18 protein-coding genes are annotated in these 21324 nt (G+C 71.0%); 8 read left to right on the top strand and 10 right to left on the bottom strand.

What is annotated here, in order from left to right:
- Positions 1-181 precede the first annotated feature (181 nt).
- The 8 genes from MFF22_RS04900 to MFF22_RS04865 form a co-directional block, all read right to left on the bottom strand.
- Positions 182-2074 (bottom strand): response regulator, encoded by a 1893-nt coding sequence (locus tag MFF22_RS04900; RefSeq protein ID WP_238247821.1) that lies wholly within the window; start codon positions 2072-2074, stop codon positions 182-184.
- The gene (locus MFF22_RS04895; protein WP_238247819.1) at positions 2067-3776 is read right to left on the bottom strand and encodes a response regulator; all 1710 of its coding nucleotides are present in this window, start codon (positions 3774-3776) and stop codon (positions 2067-2069) included. Before MFF22_RS04895 ends, MFF22_RS04900 begins: the two co-directional genes overlap by 8 nt.
- The gene (gene cheB, locus MFF22_RS04890; RefSeq protein WP_238248025.1) at positions 3773-4822 is read right to left on the bottom strand and encodes a chemotaxis-specific protein-glutamate methyltransferase CheB; all 1050 of its coding nucleotides are present in this window, start codon (positions 4820-4822) and stop codon (positions 3773-3775) included. The genes MFF22_RS04895 and cheB overlap by 4 nt, the downstream gene beginning before the upstream one ends.
- 160 nt (positions 4823-4982) lie before the next feature.
- The gene (locus MFF22_RS04885; RefSeq protein WP_238247818.1) at positions 4983-7250 is read right to left on the bottom strand and encodes a hybrid sensor histidine kinase/response regulator; all 2268 of its coding nucleotides are present in this window, start codon (positions 7248-7250) and stop codon (positions 4983-4985) included.
- A 12-nt stretch (positions 7251-7262) separates the two neighbouring features.
- Complete coding sequence (locus MFF22_RS04880; protein ID WP_238248024.1) at positions 7263-8936, bottom strand: methyl-accepting chemotaxis protein; 1674 nt, start codon at positions 8934-8936, stop codon at positions 7263-7265.
- 24 nt (positions 8937-8960) lie between these two features.
- Complete coding sequence (locus MFF22_RS04875) at positions 8961-9503, bottom strand: chemotaxis protein CheW (RefSeq protein WP_238247817.1); 543 nt, start codon at positions 9501-9503, stop codon at positions 8961-8963.
- Between the two features lie 2 nt (positions 9504-9505).
- Entirely contained in the window at positions 9506-11014 is a 1509-nt protein-coding gene (locus tag MFF22_RS04870; RefSeq protein WP_238247815.1) for a CheR family methyltransferase, read from the bottom strand.
- Between the two features lie 6 nt (positions 11015-11020).
- Entirely contained in the window at positions 11021-11521 is a 501-nt protein-coding gene (locus MFF22_RS04865; protein WP_238247814.1) for a chemotaxis protein CheW, read from the bottom strand.
- 291 nt (positions 11522-11812) lie between these two features.
- Here MFF22_RS04865 and MFF22_RS04860 point away from each other — a divergent pair, with 291 nt between their 5' ends.
- The 7 genes from MFF22_RS04860 to MFF22_RS04830 all read left to right on the top strand — a co-directional run bounded on the left by MFF22_RS04860 (position 11813) and on the right by MFF22_RS04830 (position 18885).
- Complete coding sequence (locus MFF22_RS04860; RefSeq protein WP_238247813.1) at positions 11813-12064, top strand: hypothetical protein; 252 nt, start codon at positions 11813-11815, stop codon at positions 12062-12064.
- A gap of 168 nt (positions 12065-12232) precedes the next feature.
- Positions 12233-13042, top strand: coding sequence for a DeoR/GlpR family DNA-binding transcription regulator (locus tag MFF22_RS04855; protein WP_238247812.1), 810 nt, complete (start codon positions 12233-12235; stop codon positions 13040-13042).
- Positions 13043-13116: 74 nt separating this feature from the next.
- Complete coding sequence (gene glpD / locus MFF22_RS04850; protein ID WP_238247810.1) at positions 13117-14649, top strand: glycerol-3-phosphate dehydrogenase; 1533 nt, start codon at positions 13117-13119, stop codon at positions 14647-14649.
- A gap of 55 nt (positions 14650-14704) precedes the next feature.
- Positions 14705-16210, top strand: coding sequence for a glycerol kinase GlpK (glpK, locus tag MFF22_RS04845; RefSeq protein ID WP_238247808.1), 1506 nt, complete (start codon positions 14705-14707; stop codon positions 16208-16210).
- 186 nt (positions 16211-16396) lie between these two features.
- The gene (locus MFF22_RS04840) at positions 16397-17128 is read left to right on the top strand and encodes an MIP/aquaporin family protein (RefSeq protein WP_238247804.1); all 732 of its coding nucleotides are present in this window, start codon (positions 16397-16399) and stop codon (positions 17126-17128) included.
- 308 nt (positions 17129-17436) lie between these two features.
- The gene (gene lipA, locus MFF22_RS04835) at positions 17437-18414 is read left to right on the top strand and encodes a lipoyl synthase (RefSeq protein WP_238247803.1); all 978 of its coding nucleotides are present in this window, start codon (positions 17437-17439) and stop codon (positions 18412-18414) included.
- 15 nt (positions 18415-18429) lie between these two features.
- Positions 18430-18885 carry a type II toxin-antitoxin system RatA family toxin gene (locus tag MFF22_RS04830; RefSeq protein WP_238247800.1) on the top strand — a complete coding sequence of 152 codons (456 nt, stop codon included), beginning with the start codon at positions 18430-18432 and terminating at the stop codon, positions 18883-18885.
- A gap of 4 nt (positions 18886-18889) precedes the next feature.
- Here the strand turns inward: MFF22_RS04830 and MFF22_RS04825 are convergent, their stop codons facing one another.
- Positions 18890-20062 carry a GGDEF domain-containing protein gene (locus MFF22_RS04825; protein WP_238247799.1) on the bottom strand — a complete coding sequence of 391 codons (1173 nt, stop codon included), beginning with the start codon at positions 20060-20062 and terminating at the stop codon, positions 18890-18892.
- Between the two features lie 238 nt (positions 20063-20300).
- Positions 20301-20798 (bottom strand): CinA family protein, encoded by a 498-nt coding sequence (locus MFF22_RS04820; protein WP_238247797.1) that lies wholly within the window; start codon positions 20796-20798, stop codon positions 20301-20303.
- Between the two features lie 97 nt (positions 20799-20895).
- Here MFF22_RS04820 and MFF22_RS04815 point away from each other — a divergent pair, with 97 nt between their 5' ends.
- Positions 20896-21285, top strand: coding sequence for an MAPEG family protein (locus tag MFF22_RS04815; protein WP_238247796.1), 390 nt, complete (start codon positions 20896-20898; stop codon positions 21283-21285).
- Positions 21286-21324: the final 39 nt, after the last annotated feature.

Raw genomic sequence — 21324 nt, 5'->3', positions numbered from 1 at the left:
GAGGCCCCCGGACACCTTGTCGTGTCCGGGGGAAGCGCAGGCAAAGCCGGAGCGGTGGTGAGGGGGCGCGCCGGACAGGGCTCCTCCGGCACGCCCCCTCACTGTCGGCTGCCGCCTCGCCGCGCCGACGACAAGGTCGTCGCCCCCCTCTCCCCGCAGGCGGGGAGAGGGGCTGCCGTAATCAGCCCGCGTGGCCGGGACCGAGGAGGTCGAGCACCCGCGTAGCGAGGTCGGCCGAGCGGAAGGGCTTGGCCAGGACCGGCAGGTCCGCCGGGATCTGCATCGCGTCGGCGTGGCCGGTGAGGATCAGGACCGGCAGGCCCGGGACGCGGGTCTTCACTTCGGACGCCAGTTCGACGCCGCTCATCCCCGGCATGGCGAGATCGGCCACCACGAGGTCGAAGCGCTCCTGCTGGAGCAGGTCGAGGGCGGCAAGACCGTTGCCGGCCTCGGTCTCGGCATAGCCGAACCCGGCCAGGAACGACGCGGTCACGTGGCGCACCTCCGGGTCGTCGTCGACCACGAGGATGCGGGCGGGGCGCAAGGCCGCGGGTGGCGCGGCCGCGCCCTGGGGAGCTTCCTTGGGCACCCCCGCGGCGAAGGGCAGGGCCAGCTCGACGCAGGTCCCCCGGCCGACCTCGCTCTCGATGGAGAGACGCCCCTTCGATTGCTGGACGAGGCCGAACACCATCGCGAGGCCGAGCCCCGTGCCCTGACCCACCGCCTTGGTGGTGAAGAACGGCTCGCAGACCCGCCGCAGGATCTCCTCCGGGATGCCGACGCCCTCGTCGGTGACCCGGATGCCGCAATATTCGCCGTCGGCGATTTCCGGATCACCCGCGATCGTCATGCTGCGGGTGGCGATGGTGATCGCGCCGCCCTCGGGCATGGCGTCCCGGGCGTTGATGCACAGGTTGAGCACCGCCAGTTCGAGCTGGTCGGGATCAACCTGGGCGGCGGGCAGGCCGGCCACCAGCTCCGTGCGCACGGTGACGATCCCCCCGAGGCTGCTGCGGAACAGCTCGCTCATGCCGCCGATGAGGGCGTTCACGTCGGTCGCCCGGGCCTGGAGGTCGTGGGCGCGGCTGAAGCTGAGGAGGCGCTTGGTGAGGGAGGCGCCGCGCTCGGCCGCCCCCCGGGCATTCTCGATCAGGCGCTGCACCCGCGGCAGATCGGCGACCTTGGGACCCACCAGTTCGAGGCTTCCGAGGATGGCGGTCAGCAGGTTGTTGAAATCGTGGGCGATCCCGCCGGCCAGGGTGCCCAGCGCCTGCATCTTGTCCGATTGGCGCAGACGCGCCTCAAGGCTCTTCTGCTCGGTGACGTCCCGCTCGATGATCGCGAGGTGCGAGACCGCGCCGGCGGCATCGCGGATCGGCACCCGGGTGAAATGGCTCCAGCGCTCGGCGCCGGGCAGGCCCTCGCCGAGGAGGGCTTCGGCGACCCCGCCGGCCCGGATCGCGTCGGCGTCGGCCTCGGCCGCCGCCTGCGCCCGCGGGTCGGGCAGGTCGGCCTCCTTGAGGCCCAGGCAGTCGGACAGGTCCCGGCCCAGCAGCGCTGCCTTGCGGGAGTTCAGGCGGACGAAGCGTCCCTCCGCATCCTTGAAGCTGATGGCGTCGGCGGCGTGGTCGAGGAGGCCGCGCAGGAGCGCCCGTTCGGTGGCGAGGTCGCGGCCGAGGCGGTGGCGCTCGAAGGCCTGGGCGACGGTGCCCCGCAGGATGCCGGGATCCCAGGGCTTGGTGACGTAGCCGACGATGCCGCCGCGGTTGAGGGCGGCGATCACGGCGGTGATATCGGCATAGCCGGTGAGCAGGATCGCCTGGGCGTCGTGGAAGGCGCGGGCCTCGGCGAGCAGGGCGTCTCCGGTGAGGCCCGGCATCCGCTGGTCGGAGACGATGACCGCGATGTCCGGCTCGGCCCGGAGGATTTCCAGGGCGTCGGCGGGCCTGCTCGCCGTCAGGACGCGGTAGCTGTCCTCGAACAGGTCCTCCAGGGCGATCAGGATGTCCGGCTCGTCGTCGACGGCCAGGATGGTGCCCGATCGCGCCGCCGTGCCAACCCCCACTTCACTCATGCGCCTGCGCCGCCTGCCGCGGGATCCCTATCACGAAGCAGGCACCTCCACCCGGGGCCGTCTCCACGGTAAGCGATCCGCTATGCGCCTGAACGACGCTGTAGGCAATCGCGAGACCGAGCCCCGTACCGGCCCCGACGGGCTTCGTTGTGAAGAAGGGTTCGAAGATCTTTTCGCGCAGTGGCTCGGGTATGCCCGGCCCGGTATCGCTGATCCGGATCTCGTCACCGGCCTCCGTAGATTGGGTCGTCACCCGGATCGTGCCACCCTCCGGCATGGCATCCGCCGCGTTGCCGAGGATGTTCATCACCACCTGATTGAGGAGGGCGGGGGTGCAATGGATCTCCGGCCGGCCAGAGAAGGTGCGTTCCACGGCGATCCGGTCGCCGAGCTTATGCTGGATCAGCGCCAGCACGGTCTCGATCGCCTCCGGCACGTTGACGAGCGCCCGCTCGCCCTCGTCGAGGCGCGAGAACTTGCGCAGGTTGAGCACGAGCTCCTGAATCCGCGTGAGGCCGAGGCGCATCGCCCCGATCCGGCTGCGGGCCTTCTCGATGGAGCGGGGCGCGACATCCGGCCCGGCCCCGGGCAACTCGCCGAGGATCCGCTCGACGGTGCCCTGGTGGGCCAGGATGAAGGCCAGGGGATTGTTGATCTCGTGGGCGATGCCGGCCACCAACTCGCCGAGCGAGGCCATCTTGGCGGCCTGAACGAGCTTTGCCTGGGCGTCCGTGAGCCGGCGGTTAGCGTCGGCGAGGTCGCGGTTCGCCCGTTCCAGGGCGTCGGCGAGGCTCGCCCGCGCCTCCGCCGCCTCCGCCTCGGCCCGGGCGCGCTCGACGGCCCGCTCACGCTGGCCGAACTCCCCGGCGATGCGCCGGTCGTCCTCCTCCAGGAGCCGGCGGCGGACGAAACCCCGCACCCGCAGGGCCAGCACCTCGGCATCGGTCTTCGACACGACGTCATCCGCCCCGGCCGCGAAGGCCTGGACGAGGAAATCCTTGGCCGGGTTGCTGCCGGAGATGGCGACGAGGTGGAATCCCGCCCCCGCCGCGCCCTCGCGGCGGCGGTCGATCTCCTTGCACAAAGCGAGGCCGTCGTAGTCGTGCCCCAGCAGGTCGAGGGTCACACAGTCGAAGGCACCGTCCCTCTCGTCGAGGGCGGCAAGCGCCGCCGCCGCCCCCTCGGCCACGGCGACCTGATGCCCGTCCTGCCCCAGGAGTCCCGCCAGGAAGGTGCGGTAGGTGGCGCTGGCGTCGATGACGAGGATCCGCCCCCGGCGGAAGGCGGCGGCGCCGGGGTTGTCGTCGCCCCCGGCCCGGCGCTCCCGCAGGAGGGCGCGGATCCGCAGGATCATCAGGTCCCGGTCGGCGGATTTCGGAAGGTAGGCGTCGGCCCCGCTCTCGAGGCCCTGGCGCTCGCCGCCGTTGCCGCCCGTGAGCATCAGCACCGGCAGGGCCCGGGTGCGGAGCGACAGGCGCATCTGCCGGATCAGTTCGTCGCCGTTCATTCCCGGCAGGTGGTAATCGGCAACGACCAGATCGGGCTGCGCCTCGTTCAGGGCGTCGAGGGCGGTTTCGGCGCTGGCGCAGCGCGAGACGGAAAAGCCGTGGGACTCGAGGAACAGCCGCAATTCGAGGGCCTGGGTCTCGGAATCCTCCACGAGGAGGATCCGGGCCGGCTCTCCCGCCGGGGTGAGGCTCACGGCACCGCCCCCGGCATGGCAAGGCGCATCACGTGCCCCGCCACTTGGTCCAGGGGAAGGACCGCCCGGGCCGCCCCGAGGCGCACCGCCGCCGCGGGCATGCCGTAGACGACCGCCGTGCTCTCGTGCTCGGCCACGGTCTGGGCCCCGGCGGCGTGCATGTCGGCGAGGCCGGCTGCGCCGTCCTCGCCCATGCCGGTCAGGAGCACGCCGATAGCCGACGCCCCCGCCTGGCGGGCGATGGAGCGGAACAGGACGGTCGCGGCCGGGCGCTGGCCCGAGACGGGCGGCGTCTCGACGACCCGCATCACGAGGTTCGACCCGAGTTCGAGATGTCGGTCGCCGGGGGCGACGTAGACGTGGCCGGCTTCCGCCCGCTGCCCATCGCGGGCGAGGGCCACGGGCAGGGCGACGACGCTGTCGAGCCACGCCGCGAAGCCTTCCATGAAGGCGGGGCCCATGTGCTGCACCAGCAGCACGGGAAGGGAGAAGTTTTCCGGCAGAGCGCCGATCACCTTGGCGAGCGCCGGAGGGCCGCCCGTGGAGGCGGCAATGCCGAGCACGCTCGCCGTCTGGCCGAAGGCCGGGACCGGCGGAGGCGGCGCGGCGGGGGCGCTCCGGCCGGCCCACTCGGAGCCGATCGGCCGCCGCCGGATCACCGGGACCTGGGCCATGATCCGCAACTGGGTGCAGATCTCGCCGGCGACGGCCTCATAGCCCGCATGGGTGGTGGCCACGGGCTTCTCCACGACGGAGAGGGCGCCGGCCCGCAGGGCGTTCATGGAGATGTGGAGGGAGGAATCCTCCACCGCATCGGCCACCACGACGATGGGCGTCGGGCGCTCGGCCATGATCCGCCGGGTCGTCTCCAGCCCGTCGATCCCGGGCAGGCGGATGTCCATGGAGATCACGTCGGGGCGCGCCCCGGCGATGGCCGCCAGGGCCTCTTCGCCGGAGGCCACCGCCGCGACGAGTTCGAGGCGGGGATCGCGCGAGACGATGTACCGAAGCAACTCCCGCACGACGAGGCTGTCCTCGACGATCATCACCCGAACGGCGCTCACGGCCTGCCTCCCAGGGGGTTCTGTCTCCGGCAAAAGCCGCCGTGGGCGGCACGACGCCGTCCGGCGGCGCCGGGGCCGGACATGGCTCTGCGCCCGGGCTCGCCTCCCGGCGTGCGCGCGGACGGAATTTGGACGGGACCGGTCACAGCAGCTGCCCGATGGTCTCGAGGAGCTTGCGCTGATCGAACGCCTGCTTGGTCAGGTAGGCGTCGGCGCCGAGGTCGAGACCCCGGGCCACGTCCTCGGGATCGCCCCGCGAGGTCATCAGCACGGTGGGGAGGCGGGCGAACCGCTCGTCGGCGCGCAGGGCCTTCAGCAGGCCGAAGCCGTCGAGGCGAGGCATCTCGACGTCGGCGAGGACGAGATCGACGGGTTCGATCTCCGCCCTCAACCGGTCGAGCGCATCCTGCCCGTCGACGCAGACGACGACCCGGTAGCCTGCCGCCTCCAAGATGCCCTTCTCCAAGGTACGCGTGGTGATCGAGTCGTCCACGACGAGGACGGTCGCGCTCGCATCGCGGCGCGTCCGGTTCGTCGGCGCCATATCCGGGTCCGAACGTGGCGCCCGCCCGAGGGTTCCAGCGGCGCCGGCCCTCGCGGCGAGCCCGTCGGGATCGAGGACGAGGACCGGGCGGTCCCCGGGCAGGATCGCGGTTCCTGCGATAAGGTCGCCGTCGCCGCCGACCTCCGGCGCGGGGAGGACGAGCAGGGAGCGCACGTCGCTCAGACCATCGACGGCGATGGCGACCCGGCCGCCCTCCGCCCGGAGGACGATGGCCGTCAGGCGGGCGGCATCGGGGTTCGGCGACGCACCGAGCATCCCGGCGAGGTCGGCCACGGGCAGGGCGCTCCCGTCCGGCCCGTCCGGCGGGATCACGGTCCGGCCCAGGGTCTGGGACAGGGCTGCACGGGGGAGGCGGATCAGCCGCTCGACGGCGGATGAGGGCAGGGCGCAGGTGTGGCCGCCGGCCTCCACGAGGAGCAGGCTGCGGCGCGCGGCCGAGAGCGGGAGGCTGAACGCCAGGGTCGTGCCGGTGGGGTTGCGCGGCTCCAGGCGCACGCTGCCCTGGAGCGACCGGGCGGCGTCGGCGGCCACCGAAAGGCCGTAGCCCCGGCCCGAGAGGGTGTCGATGGACTCCGCCGTGGAGAAGCCGGGCTCGAACACGAGGCGCAGGAGCGTCTCGGGGTCGGCCGCGGAGTCCAGGGGCAGGAGCCCCCGGTCCCGGGCGGTCGCCTCGATCCGGGCGAGGTTCGGCCCCGGCCCGTCGTCGTGGACCGCCACCCGCAGTCGGCCGCCGCGCAGAGCGACTTCCAGGGCGAGCCCGAGCGGCTCCGGCTTACCCTCGGCCCGGCGGACCTCGGGCGGCTGCCAGCCGTGACTCAGGGTGTTGCGCAGGGCGTGGAGGAGGGGGTCCTTGAGCGCTTGGAGGGTCGCCCGTTCCACCGGCAGGTCGAGGCCGGTCACGGCGAAGTCCACCTCCCGGCCCTGCTCCCGGGCCGTCTCCCGGATGGTGCGGGCGAGGGGTCCCAGCACCGTCTCGGCGGGCACGAGGGCGAGGCGCTCCGTCTCGGTTTGCACCCGCGCCGCCGCACCCTCGACGGCGTTGAGGGAGGCCGCCTGCCGCCTGGCATGGTCGGCCGCCTCCCTGGCGAGGCCGGCGAGGCCCGCCGTGAGGGCGCGGATCCCCGGACCGGCCTGGACCGATTCGAGCGCTTCGGCCTGGGCCTGTAGATCATGCAGGGCGGCGGCGAGGCGCCCCATCCCCTCGGCGGCCGAGGCCTTCCCGGCAAGGGTCGTGGACAGGTCGGCGCTCGCCCGCTGGAGGGCGGCGACGGTCTCTGCAGGAACCCTGAGGAAGGAGGCCGGCTCCTGCCCCTCGGGCGCACGGTCCCCGCTGCGCTTCGCCGCGGCCGCGGGGGGCGATGGCACCGGGGAAGGGTCCTGCGTGGCCTGGACCGGCGGGGGCGCAGGGACGGGCTCGGGGGCGGGCGGCGCGGGTGGTGATTGGGGCGCGGGTGGGGCGGCGGAGGGCTCGCCCCCCGGCTGCCCCAGGAGTCGCCCGAGGGCATCGAGGGCATCGCCCGGCATGTCGCAGCCGGCCCCGTCCTCGAGCCCGGCGACGTAGGACTCGATCCGGTCGAGGGCGAGTTCCACGGCCGAGGTGGCCTCCCGGTCGAGGGCGGTCACCCCGGTCCGGACCCGCTCGAACAGGGTTTCGAGGCGATGGGACACCGCCTCGACGGGCGGGAGGTCGACGGCGCGGGAGGCCCCCTTCAGGCTATGCGCCCGGCGGAACACGTCGTTCCAGTCGGGCGCGTCGGCGCGCAGGGCCGCCCGGATCGCGGCGACGTGCTCCCGGTGCTCGACATCGAAGGCCGCGAGCAGGAGCTGTCGGATATCGGTCGCCACGGGTCGCGGCGCTCAGGTCCGGTAGCGTTCCGCCAGGGCCATCAGGGCCTGGGCGAGCTCGGTCATGTTCGCGGAGGCAGTCTCGACCTGACGGGTGCCGGCGGCGGTCTGCTGGCTGGCCTGGCGGATGTTCTGCAGGGCGCCCATCACCTGCTCGATGCCGAGCTGCTGCTGGTTGGTGGAAGCGACGATCTGCTGGAACGTCTGGACGTTCTCCTCGAACCGGGCGGTGATCTCCTCGATGGTGCGCTGGGTCGTGTCGGACCGGGTCTTGCCCACCGCGGAGCGCTTTACCGCCTCCTCGGTCAGCATCACCGAGGTGTTGATGCCCCGCTGGATCTCACCGAGGATCGTCCGCACCTGCCCCGTCGCGGCCTTCGCCTGGTCCGCGAGAAGCTTCATCTCGGAGGCGACCACCGCGAAGCTGCGCCCGCTCTCGCCGGCGGCCGCCGCCTCGATGGCTGCGTTCAGGGCCAGCAGGTGGGTCCGCTCAGAGATGTCGTTGACGCTCTCGATGATCTCGCCGATCGCCTGGGTCTTCTCCGAGACGCTGACGATGTTGCCGGCCACCGCCTCGGCCTGCTCGCGGATCGCGTCCATGGCCTGGGCCGTGTCCGAGACGGCCCGCAGGCCCTGGCGGGAGGTCTTGGCCGTGGCCTGAGCGGTGGCGATCACCTCGCTCGCGCGCTTGGAGATCTGCGCGCCGGAATGGGTGATCTCATCGACGGTGGCCGCCGTCTCCTGCACGGCGGCGAACTGCTCCTCCACGGAGGCCGCCTGTTCCTGCGCCGAGGCGCGGATCTCGGCCGCCGCCGCGTTGAGGTCGGCGGTGGCCGCGCGGTTGGTGCGGGCGAGGTCCGACAGGCTCTCGACCATCCCGTCGAGGGTGCGCCCGAGCCGGGCGATCTCGTCCTGGCCGAGGGGGCGCAGGCGCCCGGTCAGGTCACCGTCCCCGACCTTCCCGACGAACGCCATCACGGTGTTCAGCGGACGCACCACGGCCCGGGTCACGAGGTAGGTGACGAGGAAGGCGAGCAACACGGCCGCGAGGAGGGTGAAGATGATCGAGAGGCGGGACCGCTCGTAGATGTCGGCCGCCGCCTGCTGGCCCACCGAGACGCTCTCGTCGAGGGCGTTGCGCGCCCGCTCGACCGCTCCGGTGGTCGCCGCGTATTGCCGGCCGAGATCGTCGTTGGCATCCTCGACGACCTGGATGTCCCCGGCCGCGGCGGCGTTGATCTGCCGCTCACCACTGTCGCGATACCGGCGATAAGTGTCGTTGGCCTGGCCTAGGGCGGTGAACAGCTTGTCGAAGGTCGCCGCCCGATCCGTGGAGATCGCGACTTTCCGGAACTGATCCGCTTCACGCAGCAGGTCCGCAAAGAGCTTGTCGGAGACGGCGCTGTTGCTGCGCCATTTGGCGAGGATGTCGGCTTCGCGGGACTGCCGCCCCTGGGCCTTCAGAAGGGAGGCGATCACCGAGTCCCGCCGCAGCACGCCCATGTCGCGGGTCTGGTTCCCCAGCTCGTCGAGCTGGCGCATGATCAGGAGATCCCTGGCCACGATCCTGTCGGTCGTTTCGCGCACGGCCCCGACCTGCCCGATGGCATAGATGCCCAGAGCCACAAGCACCGCCGTGACGGCAAAGAAGCCGAGGAGGATGCGTCGTCCGATCGAGATGCTCAGGGCCGGGCTCCGGGTCTGTTCAGGTCAGGGCATCACCCGCCGCAGCACCTGCGCCGGGTCGATGATGGTGAAGTCCGGGCTGCCGTCGGCGCCGGGGACATAGTCCGAAGCGGGGCCGCTTCCCAGTGGGGCGGCCTCCTCGCCGGGCGAGGGTGCGTTCCGCTGGTGGGCGGATCGCACGATGGCGAGGGCGCGATCGACCGAGAGGGCGACCGGCGGCTCGCCGCGCAGCAGAACGAGGTGATCCTCGGATCCGCCCCCCTCCGCCGCCGGCCGGCCCAGGGCCCTGGCGAGGCCGATCACCGGGACGATCCGCCCGGACAGGGCGACGATGCCGGAAAGCGCCGGGCCCGATCCCGGCACCGGCGTACACGGCCTCCCGGGGAGGACCTGCGCCACCGCCCCCAGGGGAAGGCCGATCCGGTCGCCGCCGCAGGCGCAGACGAGGTAGGGATGGGTCGGGCGCACCGCCTCCGCGGCGGCGTCCTTCCGCCTCGCGAGGGCGAGGGTGCGCGCGGCCTTGATCTCCCGGTCGCGGGTGGGGTCGCCGGGGGTTGCGTCGCGCATGCTCAGGCCCGCCCCCGCATCGTGTCTCCATTCCGGCCGAGCGCCAGGGCCACGCCCGCGGCGACGTCAGAGGCCACGGCCCCGTCGCCTTCGGGCAACGGCGTATCCGGAGGAAGGGCTTGGCTCAGGGCGAGGGCGTTGTCGAGGGCCCTGGCTGCCTCGTCCCTCCGCCCCTGGCCCAGAAGCAGCGATCCCAGGTGATAGTGGGCCATCACGAAGCCCCGGTCGAGATAGAGCGTCGCCCGGAACGCGCGCTCGGCCTCGACCTCCCGCCCGAGGCTCGCCGCGACGAGCCCCTCGTAGAACCGCAGGAAGGCGTTCATCGGCTCGCGTTCCAGGGCCTCGCGCAGGGCTCGCCACGCCGCGCCGGTCTCACCCGCGTCGGCGAGGGCGCGCACGCGGGACACGGGGTCGTCCGGGTCCGGCGCCTCGTCGGGGGGCAGGGATGGCGGGTGGGCCTCGACTACGACCCCGGCCTGCGCTGGGGCCGTTCCCGCCTCGGCGGCAGGCTGCGGAGGTCGCACCGCGTCGCGGAGCCCCCCTGTGGGGCCGGCGACCGTCGCCGGCACCTCGGGCAAAGGGCTCGGCGGGTGCTGGGTGCGCGTCGGCGCGGGCTCCACCGGCTGGGTTCCCCCGGGCCGGTAGGCGACGGTGCCGGGTAGGCTCACCGGATCGAGGAAGGCGGAGAAGGTCGGGTTCGGCTCGGCATGACCCAACAGGAGCCATCCCTCCGGCCGCAGCCGCCGTCCGAGGCCGTGGACGACCCGGGCCACGGTGGCCGCATCGAAGTAGATGAGCACGTTCCGGCACAGGATGAGGTCGTAGGCTTCCTCCGGCCCCGGAGGCTCCATGACCTTGAGCAGGTTGCCCTGGACGAAGCGGACCATCCCGCGGAATTCGGACCGCAGGGCGAAGCCACCCTCCCGGCGCAGTCCGGGCATCGGCGGCAAGTGGGTGAAGTAGCGCAGGCGCTCCTCCGGCGGGAGCGTCCGAAGGGCCCAACGGCCGTATTCGGCCGCCTGGGCGGTGGCGATGGCCTCGGCGCTGATGTCCGTCCCGGTGATCGTCACGCGCCAGTCGGGAAGGGCCTCCCCCAGGAGCTCCCGGACGAGGATCGCGAGGGAATACGGCTCAGCCCCCGTCGAGCAGCCGGCGCTCCAGATGCGCAGGCGGCGCTCGCTCCGCCGGGACGCGATGAGGTCCGGCAGGATCGTCGTGCGCAGGGCGGCGAATTGCTCGCTGTAGCGGAAGAAGAACGTCTCCCCGATGGTGATTTCCGCTTCCAGCAGCGCCCATTCCGCCTCGCCCACCGTCAGGTCGGCGAGGAGGGCATGGTAGGCGGCGAGGTCGGCACTCCCGGTCGCCCTCAGGCGGCGGTGCAGGCGCTCGAGGAGGAGTTCGTCCTTATCGATGTAATAGGCGTGGCCCGTGCGCGCGATGATGCGCGCCTTCAGCCCGGCATAGGCCGGGTCGGCGTCGGGATCGGGACGGGGCCTGTCTGGCCGGCGCATCGAGCCTCAGACCGGCATGGTGTCGGGAAGGGCCGAGAGGCGCTCGGCCGCCGCGCGGGCCTGCGCCTCGACGCGCCTCCGCTCGGCCTCGGTCAGCAGACGCTCCGGATCCAGGGCCGGCACGAGCCGGTCGCCAAGGGCGAGCCCCGCCGCCACGCAGCCGTTAAGGCTCACGGCCGGATCGGCCGGCCGGTGAGCGGGGGCAGGAACGGTGACGAGGTCGGTCACCCGGTCGGCCAGCCACGCGACGGACCGGTCGGCAGCGAGGACGAGGTGGGCATAGAGCCCTGCCTCCGCGGGGCCGGACCGCAGGCCGAGCAAGCCCGCGAGGTCAATCACCGGCACGGGACGCCCGCCGAGGTTGACGAATCCGGCCAGCCAGCCCCCCGAGGCGGGGGCAGCCTGGAGTTCGGGCAGGGGAAGAATCTCCGCCGCGGCCTCCCGGGGCAGGGCGCAGGCCGTGCCGGCAAGGTCGAGGACGAGATAGGCTATCCTGGGGTCCGCCACGCCCGTCTCCTCCCCGTCCGGTTTTTGCCCGGAGCACCTGCTCGAAGGTAATGCGCTCCCCGCCGACGGGAATGCGCGCCCGCGACATGTGAAGATGTCCCGTCACGACCGGGACACGGATGCCGCCGGATCGGGATCCAAGCCCGTTTCCGGCCCCACATTCCACCGGTATTTGTCCGCAGAAAATGTCTTAACTGCGGAACCATGTCCTGTCCCGCGGCTTTGGCGAGGCAGCGGTGGCGACGCGGTTCTCGCAGGCGCCGCCCGCTCGCGAATGGAAGGACTACACTCATGAGGAGCATTCTGCTCGGCGCCGCCGCGCTTACGCTGATCGCCGGCTCGGCCTTCGCCCAGGGCGGCTCGCCCTACAACACCTCCGGTGCGCAGGCCGGTGGCCCCCGTGGCGGCATGGAGCGCGCCGCGCAGGGTGCCGAGATGGAAGCTCCCGCTCCGGGCGCCCGCCCGATGATGCGCAAGCGCTCCATGCACAAGCGCATGCATCACCGGAAGATGCACCACCGCCGCATGCACCACAGCATGTAAGTCAGGAAGGCCCGCCCCCCGGCGGGCCTTTTTTTTGACCTCGCCCTACCCCCGCCCTTGCTTGCACGTGCGGGGGCAGGGCGGTTGCCCGGCCGTGGCTTTCGGCGCAGGATCATCGCGAACGCGGCGATGTTGCGAAGCGAAAACGAACGGGGCGGGGACGGGGGAATGGCGCAGCCGGGCGAACACCGGGCCGAGGCCGGCGGTGTCGAGGCGCGGCGGGACGCTATCGTCGTCGCGGTGCGCCAACGGGGTTTCATGACGATCGAGGCCCTGGCCGGGCAGTTCGGCGTCACCGTGCAAACCATCCGCCGGGACCTGAACGAGCTCAGCGCCGAGGGCCGGCTGGAACGCTACCGCGGCGGCGGCGGCTTGCCCTCCAGCGTCGAGAACATCGATTACGCCGACCGGCGGGTCACCCTGTTGGCCGAGAAGACCCGGATCGGACGCCTCGCGGCGAGCCGCATCCCGTCCCACTGTTCGGTCTTCATCAATATCGGCACCACGCCCGAGGCGGTGGCCCGGGAGCTGACCCGGCACGACGACCTGAGCGTCATCACGAACAACCTGCACGTCGCCCTGTCGCTCGCGGAGGCGACGGCCTTCCGGATCGTCGTGGCCGGGGGCACCGTGCGCAACCGGGACGGCGCGGTCCTCGGACAGCTCACCTGCGACACCCTCGGCCAGTTCCGGGTGGACGTGGCGGTCATCGGCATCAGCGGCATCGACGCCGACGGCGCGCTCCTGGATTACGATTACGAGGAGGTGCGGGCGACCCAGGCGATCCTGGCCCACGCCAAGCGGACCTTCCTCGTGGCCGACCACAGCAAGTTCACCCGCCGGCCGATGGTGCAGGCGGGACACCTGTCACAGATCGACACCTTCTTCACGGACAGGGCGCCGCCCCCCGCTATCGCTGCCCTGCTGGAGCGCGAAGGTGTCGCCCTCGCGGTGGCCGCCCCCGACGATGGCGCATAACGAACATTCGTTTTTCGCTTGCGAAAATACGAATCGGCGATATCCTGCCGGGAACGTGCACACTGGAGGAACCCATGGCGACCGCCTCGCCCCGGCGCGAACCGGCCGACGCTTTTGATCTTCTCGTCGTCGGCGGCGGGATCAACGGCACGGGGATCGCGCGGGATGCAGCAGGTCGCGGCCTTTCGGTCCTTCTCGCGGAGCGGGACGACCTGGCGGGCTTCACCTCCTCGTCCTCGACGAAGCTGATCCACGGCGGCTTGCGCTACCTCGAATATTACGAGTTCCGCCTCGTCCGGGAGGCTCTGGCCGAGCGGGAGCGCCTGCTGCGCCTCGCCCCGCATGTAATCTGGCCCCTGCGCTTCGTCCTACCCCACGACAAGGGCCTGCGCCCGGCTTGGCTTCTGCGGCTCGGGCTGTTCCTCTACGACCACCTGGCGCGTCTGCGAACCCTGCCGGGTTCGGAATCGGTCAACCTGCGCCGGGCCCCGGTGGGGCAGCCCCTGCAAGACCGGCTGACCAAGGGCTTTGTCTATTCGGATTGCTGGGTGGAGGACAGTCGCCTCGTCGTCCTCAACGCGATGGATGCCCGCGCGCACGGCGCCGAGGTGCTCACACGCACGGGCGTCGTCTCGGCCCGGCGCGAGGGCGACCTGTGGGTCGCGACCCTCCGCGACGAGCGCAGCGGCGCCGAGCGGACGGTGCGGGCGAAGGCCGTGGTCAACGCCGCCGGCCCGTGGGTGAGCAAGACGCTCGGTGGCACGCTCGGCATCAATTCCCGGGCGGCGGTGCGGCTGATCAAGGGCAGCCATATCGTCGTGCGCAAGCTGTTCGAAGGCGATCAGGCTTATATCCTGCAGCAGCCGGACAAGCGCATCGTCTTCGCGATCCCCTACGAGCGCGACTTTACACTCATCGGCACCACCGACGTGCCCTACGACGGCGAGCCCGGCCCGGTCTCCATCTCGCCGGAGGAGACGGATTACCTCTGCTCGTGCATCAACCGGTCGTTCAAGACCGCGATCGGCCCGGCGGACGTGGTGTGGACCTATTCGGGTGTCCGTCCCCTGTACGACGATGCGGCGGAGAACGCGTCGGCCGTCACCCGCGACTACGTCCTCGACGTGGAGGATGCGGGCGGGCGCCTGCCGGTGCTCTCGGTGTTCGGCGGCAAGATCACCACCTACCGAAAGCTGGCCGAGCATGCGTTGGAGAAGCTCGCGCCCTACTTCCCCGGCCTCAAGCCGGCCTGGACGGGGGGAGGCATCCTCCCCGGCGGCGACATGAAGGACGCCGACTTCGACACGTTCCTCGCCGACCTGAAGCGCCGCCGTCCGTTCCTGCCGGACGAGCTGGCCCGCCGCCTCGCCCGGGCCTACGGCACGCGGGTCGATGCCGTCCTCGGGTCGGCGACCTCCCTCGCCGACCTCGGCGAAGCCTTCGACGCCGGCCTCACCGCGGCGGAGGTCGATTACCTCCGCCGGGAGGAGTGGGTGACCAGGGCCGAGGACATTCTCTGGCGCCGCTCCAAGCTCGGCCTGCGGACCAGCCAACAGGGCGCGACGCGGCTCTCGGCCTATCTCGAACGCCGGGCCGAGGCGGCGTGACCCCACGATCCCCGATCCGGCCTGAGACCGGACGGGACTGACGAAGGAGGAAACGATGAGCCGTTACGTCGGGGCCATCGACCAGGGCACCACCAGCACCCGCTTCATGGTGTTCGACCGTGAGGGTACGGTGATCACCGTGGCCCAGGAAGAGCACGCGCAGATCTACCCGGCCCCCGGCCATGTCGAGCACGACGCCGCCGAAATCTGGGCGAAGACCCAGAAGGTCATGCGCGAGGCTCTCGCCAAGGGCGGCCTCACGCCGAAGGACCTCGCGGCCATCGGCATCACGAACCAGCGCGAGACCACGGTCATCTGGGACCGGGCGACCGGCACACCGCTCCACAATGCCCTGGTCTGGCAGGATACCCGCAACGACCGCCTCGTCTCGGAATTCGCCCATGCCGGCGGCCGGGACCGGTTCCGCGACCTCACCGGTCTCCCGCTGGCGAGCTACTTTTCCGGGCTGAAGCTGCGCTGGCTCCTCGACCACGTCCCAGGCGCCCGGGAGAAGGCGGAAGCCGGCGAAGTGCTGTTCGGCAACGTGGACACGTGGCTCCTCTGGAACCTGACCGGTGGCCCGGAGGGCGGACTGCACGCCACCGACGTGACCAATGCCAGCCGCACGCAGCTGATGTCCCTGAAGACCCTCGACTGGGACGAGGGGATGCTCCGGGAGTTCGGCATCCCCCGGGCGATGCTGCCGAGGATTGTCTCTTCGAGCGAAGTTTACGGCGAGGCCAAGGGCGACTTCGCCGGGGTGCCCATCGCCGGCATCCTTGGCGACCAGCAGGCGGCCCTCTTCGGCCAGACCTGCTTCACCCCCGGCGAGGCCAAGAACACCTACGGTACCGGCTGCTTTGCCCTGATGAACACCGGCGAGGAAGCCGTGCCCTCGAAGGCCGGTCTCGTCACGACCCTTGGCTACCGCCTCGACGGCCAAAAGCCGGTCTACGCGCTGGAGGGCTCCATCGCCATCACCGGCGCCCTGGTGCAGTGGCTGCGCGACAACCTGCACATGATTAAGGATTCCGCCGAGGTGGAAAGCCTCGCCGCCACCGTCGAGGACAATGGCGGGGTCTATTTCGTGCCGGCCTTCTCCGGCCTGTACGCGCCCCACTGGAACGAGGGGGCGCGCGGCCTGATCATCGGCCTCACGCGCTATGCCAACCGGGGCCACATCGCCCGCTCGGTTCTGGAGGCCACCGCCTTCCAGACCCGGGAGGTGCTGGCCGCCATGGCCAAGGATTCCGGCATTCCCGTCAAGGAGCTGCGGGCCGATGGCGGCATGGTCGCCAACGGGACGCTGATGCAGTTCCAGGCCGACATCCTCGACGTGCCGGTCGTCCGCCCGAAGGTCTCCGAGACCACGGCGCTCGGTGCCGCCTACGTGGCCGGGCTCGCGGTGGGCTATTGGAAGGGCCTCGACGACCTCAAGCGCAACTGGGGCGTGGACAAGCGGTGGGAGGCGAAGATGGATGCCGGCCGCCGGGAGACCATCGCCGCCATGTGGAGCCGCGCGGTGGAACGCTCCTTCGACTGGAAGGCCGACGAGGACTGAGCCATCGGGCGCCGCCCGCCGATCCCACCCTTGCCCTCATCCTGAGGTGCCCGCTCCGGCGGGCCTCGAAGGAGGGCTCCAGAGATCGCGCGGGCCATGGAGCCCTCCTTCGAGGCCGCTGCGCGGCACCTCAGGATGAGGGCGCGAGAAGGCCAATATCGCCAGCAATATAAGGGAGAACACGTCATGGCATCGCCGTTCCTGGGCGAGATGCTGGGCACGATGACGCTCATCGTGCTCGGCGATGGAGTGGTGGCCGGCGCGCTGTTGAAGCGCTCCAAGGGCGAGGCCATGGGCTGGATCGGCATCACCGCCGGCTGGGCCTTCGCGACGCTGGCGGGCGTCTTCGTCGCGAACGCAGCGGGCAGCGCCGACGCGCACATCAACCCGGCGGTGACGATCGGCGCCGCCTTCCACACGGGCGACTACTCCAAGCTCGCCACTTATCTTCCGGCGCAGTTCCTCGGCGCCTTCCTCGGCGCGGCCATCGTCTGGCTGCATTACCTGCCGCACTGGGCGGCGACCCCCGAGAAGGATCTCAAGCTCGCCGTGTTCTGCACCGGGCCCGCCATCCGCGACGCCCGGGCGAACATGATCTCGGAGGTGGTGGCGACCTTCGTGCTGGTCTTCACCATCGCCGCCCTGGTCACCAGTACCGTGGGCTCCTCCGGCGGCTTCCCACGCGGCGTGGCTCCCTATCTCGTGGCCATGCTGGTCTGGGGGATCGGTCTGTCGCTCGGCGGCACCACCGGCTACGCCATCAACCCCGCCCGCGACCTCGGGCCGCGCCTTGCCCACGCCGTGCTCCCCATCGCCGGCAAGGGCTCGTCCGATTGGGGCTATGCGCTGATCCCGGTGGCCGGGCCGGCGGTGGGGGCGATCCTGGCCGGGCTGTTCGTACGGATGCTCGGGATGTGAAACGCGCCGTCGTTGCGGCCCGACACCCTCGCCGTCATTGCGTCCTGACACCCTTGCCGTCATTGCGAACGCAGTGAAGCAACCCAGGGCAGCGGGCCGCTTCAAAATGTGGCGCCGCTGGATTGCTTCGCTCCGCTCGCAATGACGGCGGTGGCGAGGGCGGCCGGGTCAGTCGGGCCGGCCTCACCCGCGTGACATCGCCGGGAGAAGGTCGCGCCTCAGCGTCGCGCCCGTTTGCGGCGGAGGCGGTTAGCGCCTAGATCAACGCCATCCCCTCGCTTCCGCGCCCCGGCGCGCCCCGGTTCAGCATGGCCGTCGTCCTCGACCTCCTCAAGAACGATCCGCGGCCCCCGCGCCATCCGGAGAAAGCCCACCGGCCCGACCAGCCGATCGCGCTGAAGAAGCCCGACTGGATCCGCGTGAAGGCACCCGGCTCCAAGGCCTGGGGGGAGACGCAGAAGATCGTGCGCGAGCACGGGCTCGTCACCGTCTGCGAGGAAGCCGGCTGCCCCAATATCGGCGAGTGCTGGGAGAAGCGGCACGCCACCTTCATGATCATGGGGGACACCTGCACCAGGGCCTGCGCCTTCTGCAACGTGCGCACCGGCCTGCCGGAGGGCCTCGATGCTGCCGAGCCGGAGAAAATCGGCGACTCGGTCGCCAAGCTCGGCCTGCACCACGTGGTCATTACCTCCGTCGACCGGGACGACCTGAAGGACGGGGGCGCGGAGCATTTCGCCCGGACCATCGCGGCGATCCGCCGGGCGAGCCCCGGCACCACCGTCGAGATCCTCACCCCCGATTTCCTGCGTAAGGACGGCGCCCTGGAAACGGTGGTCGCGGCCCGGCCCGACGTGTTCAACCACAACCTCGAGACGGTGCCCGCAAAGTACCTGACGGTGCGCCCCGGCGCCCGCTACTTCCACTCGGTGCGCCTGTTGCAGCGTGTGAAGGAGCTGGACCCGACGATCTTCACCAAGTCCGGCATCATGGTCGGCCTTGGCGAAGAGCGGAACGAAGTGCTCCAGCTCATGGACGACCTGCGCTCGGCCGATGTCGACTTCCTCACCATCGGCCAATATTTGCAACCTTCGAAGAAGCACCACGCGGTGATGCGCTTCGTGCCGCCTGACGAGTTCAAGGGCTACGAGACGACGGCGTATGCCAAGGGGTTCCTCCTCGTCTCGGCGACGCCGCTGACGCGCTCGTCGCACCATGCCGGGGAGGATTTCGCCCGGCTGCAGGCGGCCCGGCTCGCCAAGCTGTCACCCGCGCTCTCGGCCTGAGAAAGTCCGTTCCGTATGCCTTCCTTCCGGGTCACGCGCCGGGTGCAGCACACTGCCCAGCAGATGTACGACCTCGTCGCCGACGTCCAGCACTATCCCGAATTCCTGCCGCTCTGCGAGTCGCTGAGGATCATCCGCCGCCAGGACATGCCCGAGGGCGGGCAGGTGCTGATCGCGGAGATGGGTGTCGGCTACAAGGCGATCCGCGAGCGGTTCACTACCCGCGTCACCCTCGATCCTGCCGGCCACAGGATCGTGGCCGAGTATATCGACGGGCCGTTCCGCCACCTTGAGAATCGCTGGGTTTTCAAGGATGCCGAGCCCGGCACCTGCGACGTCGATTTCTTCATCACCTACGAGTTCAAGAGCCGCACCCTCGGCCTGCTCATGGGCTCGATGTTCGACCGCGCCTTCCGCAAGTTCACCGACGCGTTCGAGAGTCGGGCTGCGCGGATCTACGGGACGGCCTGACCCGTCAGGCCGCCGCCGGCCCCGCCACCTCCACGCGGTTCCGCCCCAGGGCCTTGGCCCGGTAGAGCGCCCGGTCGGCGCGGTCGAGGAGCTGGCCGAGGTCGCCCCGCCCGGGCCGCCCCTCGGCGAGGCCGATGCTGACGGTGGCCCGGATCCCGGGCCCTTCCCCCTGTTCCGAGGCGACGGCGAAGCGCAGGGCCACCTCCTCGCCGAGCCGCTTCGCTTCGGCGAGCCCCCGGCCGGGCAGGAGGGCGGCGAACTCCTCGCCGCCGAGCCGGGCGACCACCGGCTCCGGATCCTCGACGTCCCGGATGAGGTCCCGGGCCACGTTCGCGAAGAGCCGGATCACCGCATCGCCTGCGGCATGGCCGTGGCGGTCGTTGATGGCCTTGAAGTGGTCGAGGTCGAAGGCGAGCAGGGACACCGGCGCATCACCCCCGTGGCGCGAGAGGATGCGGCTGCCCTGCTCGAAGAAGCCGTGCCGGTTGGAGAGGCCGGTGAGGTAGTCCGTCCGGGCCGCGGCGCGGAGGCGTTCCTGGGCCTCCTCGCGGATGAGGGCGATGAACGTCATCGGCATGGCCACCGAATAGAGCACCCCCTCGTACATGGTGAACTTGGCCACGGCCGTGAGCACCTCGGCGCCATAGGCGGAGGCCAGGACCGGGGTGACGAAGGCGCGGCACAGGTAGAACAGCCCGTGCCCCGCCGGGATCGCCACGGCGATGGCCCGGGACCGGAGGCCCCGCACCGCCCGGCAGCGCAGGAGCGTCAAGGCGGTGAGGCCGACGATCGCCGCCACGGGCAGGGACGCGATATGGTTCCAGAAGGCCTGCGGGAAATGGACGCCGGCCACCGCCCAGGTCAGGGCAAGGGCACCCAGGGTGACCGCGTACCATTGGCTCCCCGCCCGGCCATCGAGCAGGCGGACTCCGTGCAGCCAGAGCAGATAGCCCGAGACGAACAGAAGGCTGGCACCGGCCGGACCGGAGATTCCCGGCAAGCGCGTCCGGTTCATGGCCACGACACAGGCCACGGCGAAGACGAAGGCACCTGCCGCCCAGAACCCGAGTTCACGCGCCCGGAGACGATACGCTTGACGCTCCCACAGCATCATGGCCCCAGCGACTGTCAGGGTCCCGATCGTCAGACAATACAGGGTTTGGAGGTCGACTTGCATCGCAGCCACGGGGAGAATTCGCGTCAACCATACAGATGGCGATCGAAAACTTCCTTACGCCCTCCGAGAACTGCTAAATATAGTTAAGATACACAATCATGATTGCATCAAGCTCAGCAGATATTATAGAGTTTGATGAGACATGGTGACATCATCACGGTCGTGAAATACCTCATCCCGTTGTTATGTCCAAGACTTTTCGCTCGTCGACCGACGGCGTCCGAAGTGGAATTTCCTGTCATTCCGAAGCGACTGCGTCTTCGAGCAACGTGAGGGCGTCCGCCACGGCCGCCCGGCGGATGCCGCCCCGGCCGAGATCGCCGTAGCGGCGGGCGATGTGCCGGGTGCCGTCCGGCCCGGCCACCGCGAGGTGGACGAGGCCCACGGGCTTGTCCGCGCTCCCGCCGCCCGGCCCGGCGATGCCGGTGATCGCCACGGCGACGTCGGCGCGGGACGCCGCGCGGGCCCCCTCGGCCATCGCCCTCGCCACGTGCTCGCTCACCGCCCCGTGGGTCGCGATGAGACCGGGATCGACGCCGATCGCTTCGGCCTTGGCGGCGTTCGAGTAGGTGACGTACCCCCGCTCCACGGCGGCGGACGAGCCCGGCACGGCCGTGAGCAGGGCCGCGACGAGGCCGCCGGTGCAGGATTCTGCCGTGGCCAGCGTCCGGCCGGCTGCCGAATAGGCCGAGACGAGGGCCTCGGCACGGCGCAGGAGTTCGGGGTCGTCGATCATCGGAAGGACTTTCCGGGGCCGCGGGCGCCCTATGTCGCTGAAACTTTGCTTGTAGCCCCCCGTTGCAGGGCTACTCAACCTTGGAGAAAGCGACCTCATGATCTTTCCGGCGACCACGGCCTTCTATGCCGCGTTGCTCGCGCTGTTCTACCTCGGCCTGTCGGGCTGGGTGATGGCGGGCCGCCTGTCGGGTAACGTCCTGCACGGGGACGGCGGCGATCCGGATCTGCAGAAGCGCATTCGCAGCCAAGGAAATTTCGGCGAATACGTGCCGATCGCCCTCATCCTGATCGCCCTGCTCGAAGGGCGCGGCGCGGGGCATGGGACGGTGCAGGCCTTGCTCATCGCTCTCCTGATCGGACGGATCCTGCATCCGGTGGGCATGTTCGCCCCCGCGAACTCCCCCCGCCAGTTCGCCTGCCGAGGCGGCGGCATCCTCCTGACCTTCGGGACGGTCCTCGTGGCGGCGGTGCTGCTGCTGGTGTGAGCCGACGCCTGTCCCTCCCCCCTCTGCGGGGGAGGGCGG

Origin of the sequence: Methylobacterium persicinum (assembly GCF_022179525.1) — a bacterium.
GTDB classification, from domain to species: Bacteria; Pseudomonadota; Alphaproteobacteria; order Rhizobiales; family Beijerinckiaceae; genus Methylobacterium; species Methylobacterium persicinum.
The sequence above is the reverse complement of the archived record's forward strand: the minus strand, read 5'-3'. Positions and strand labels throughout refer to the sequence as shown.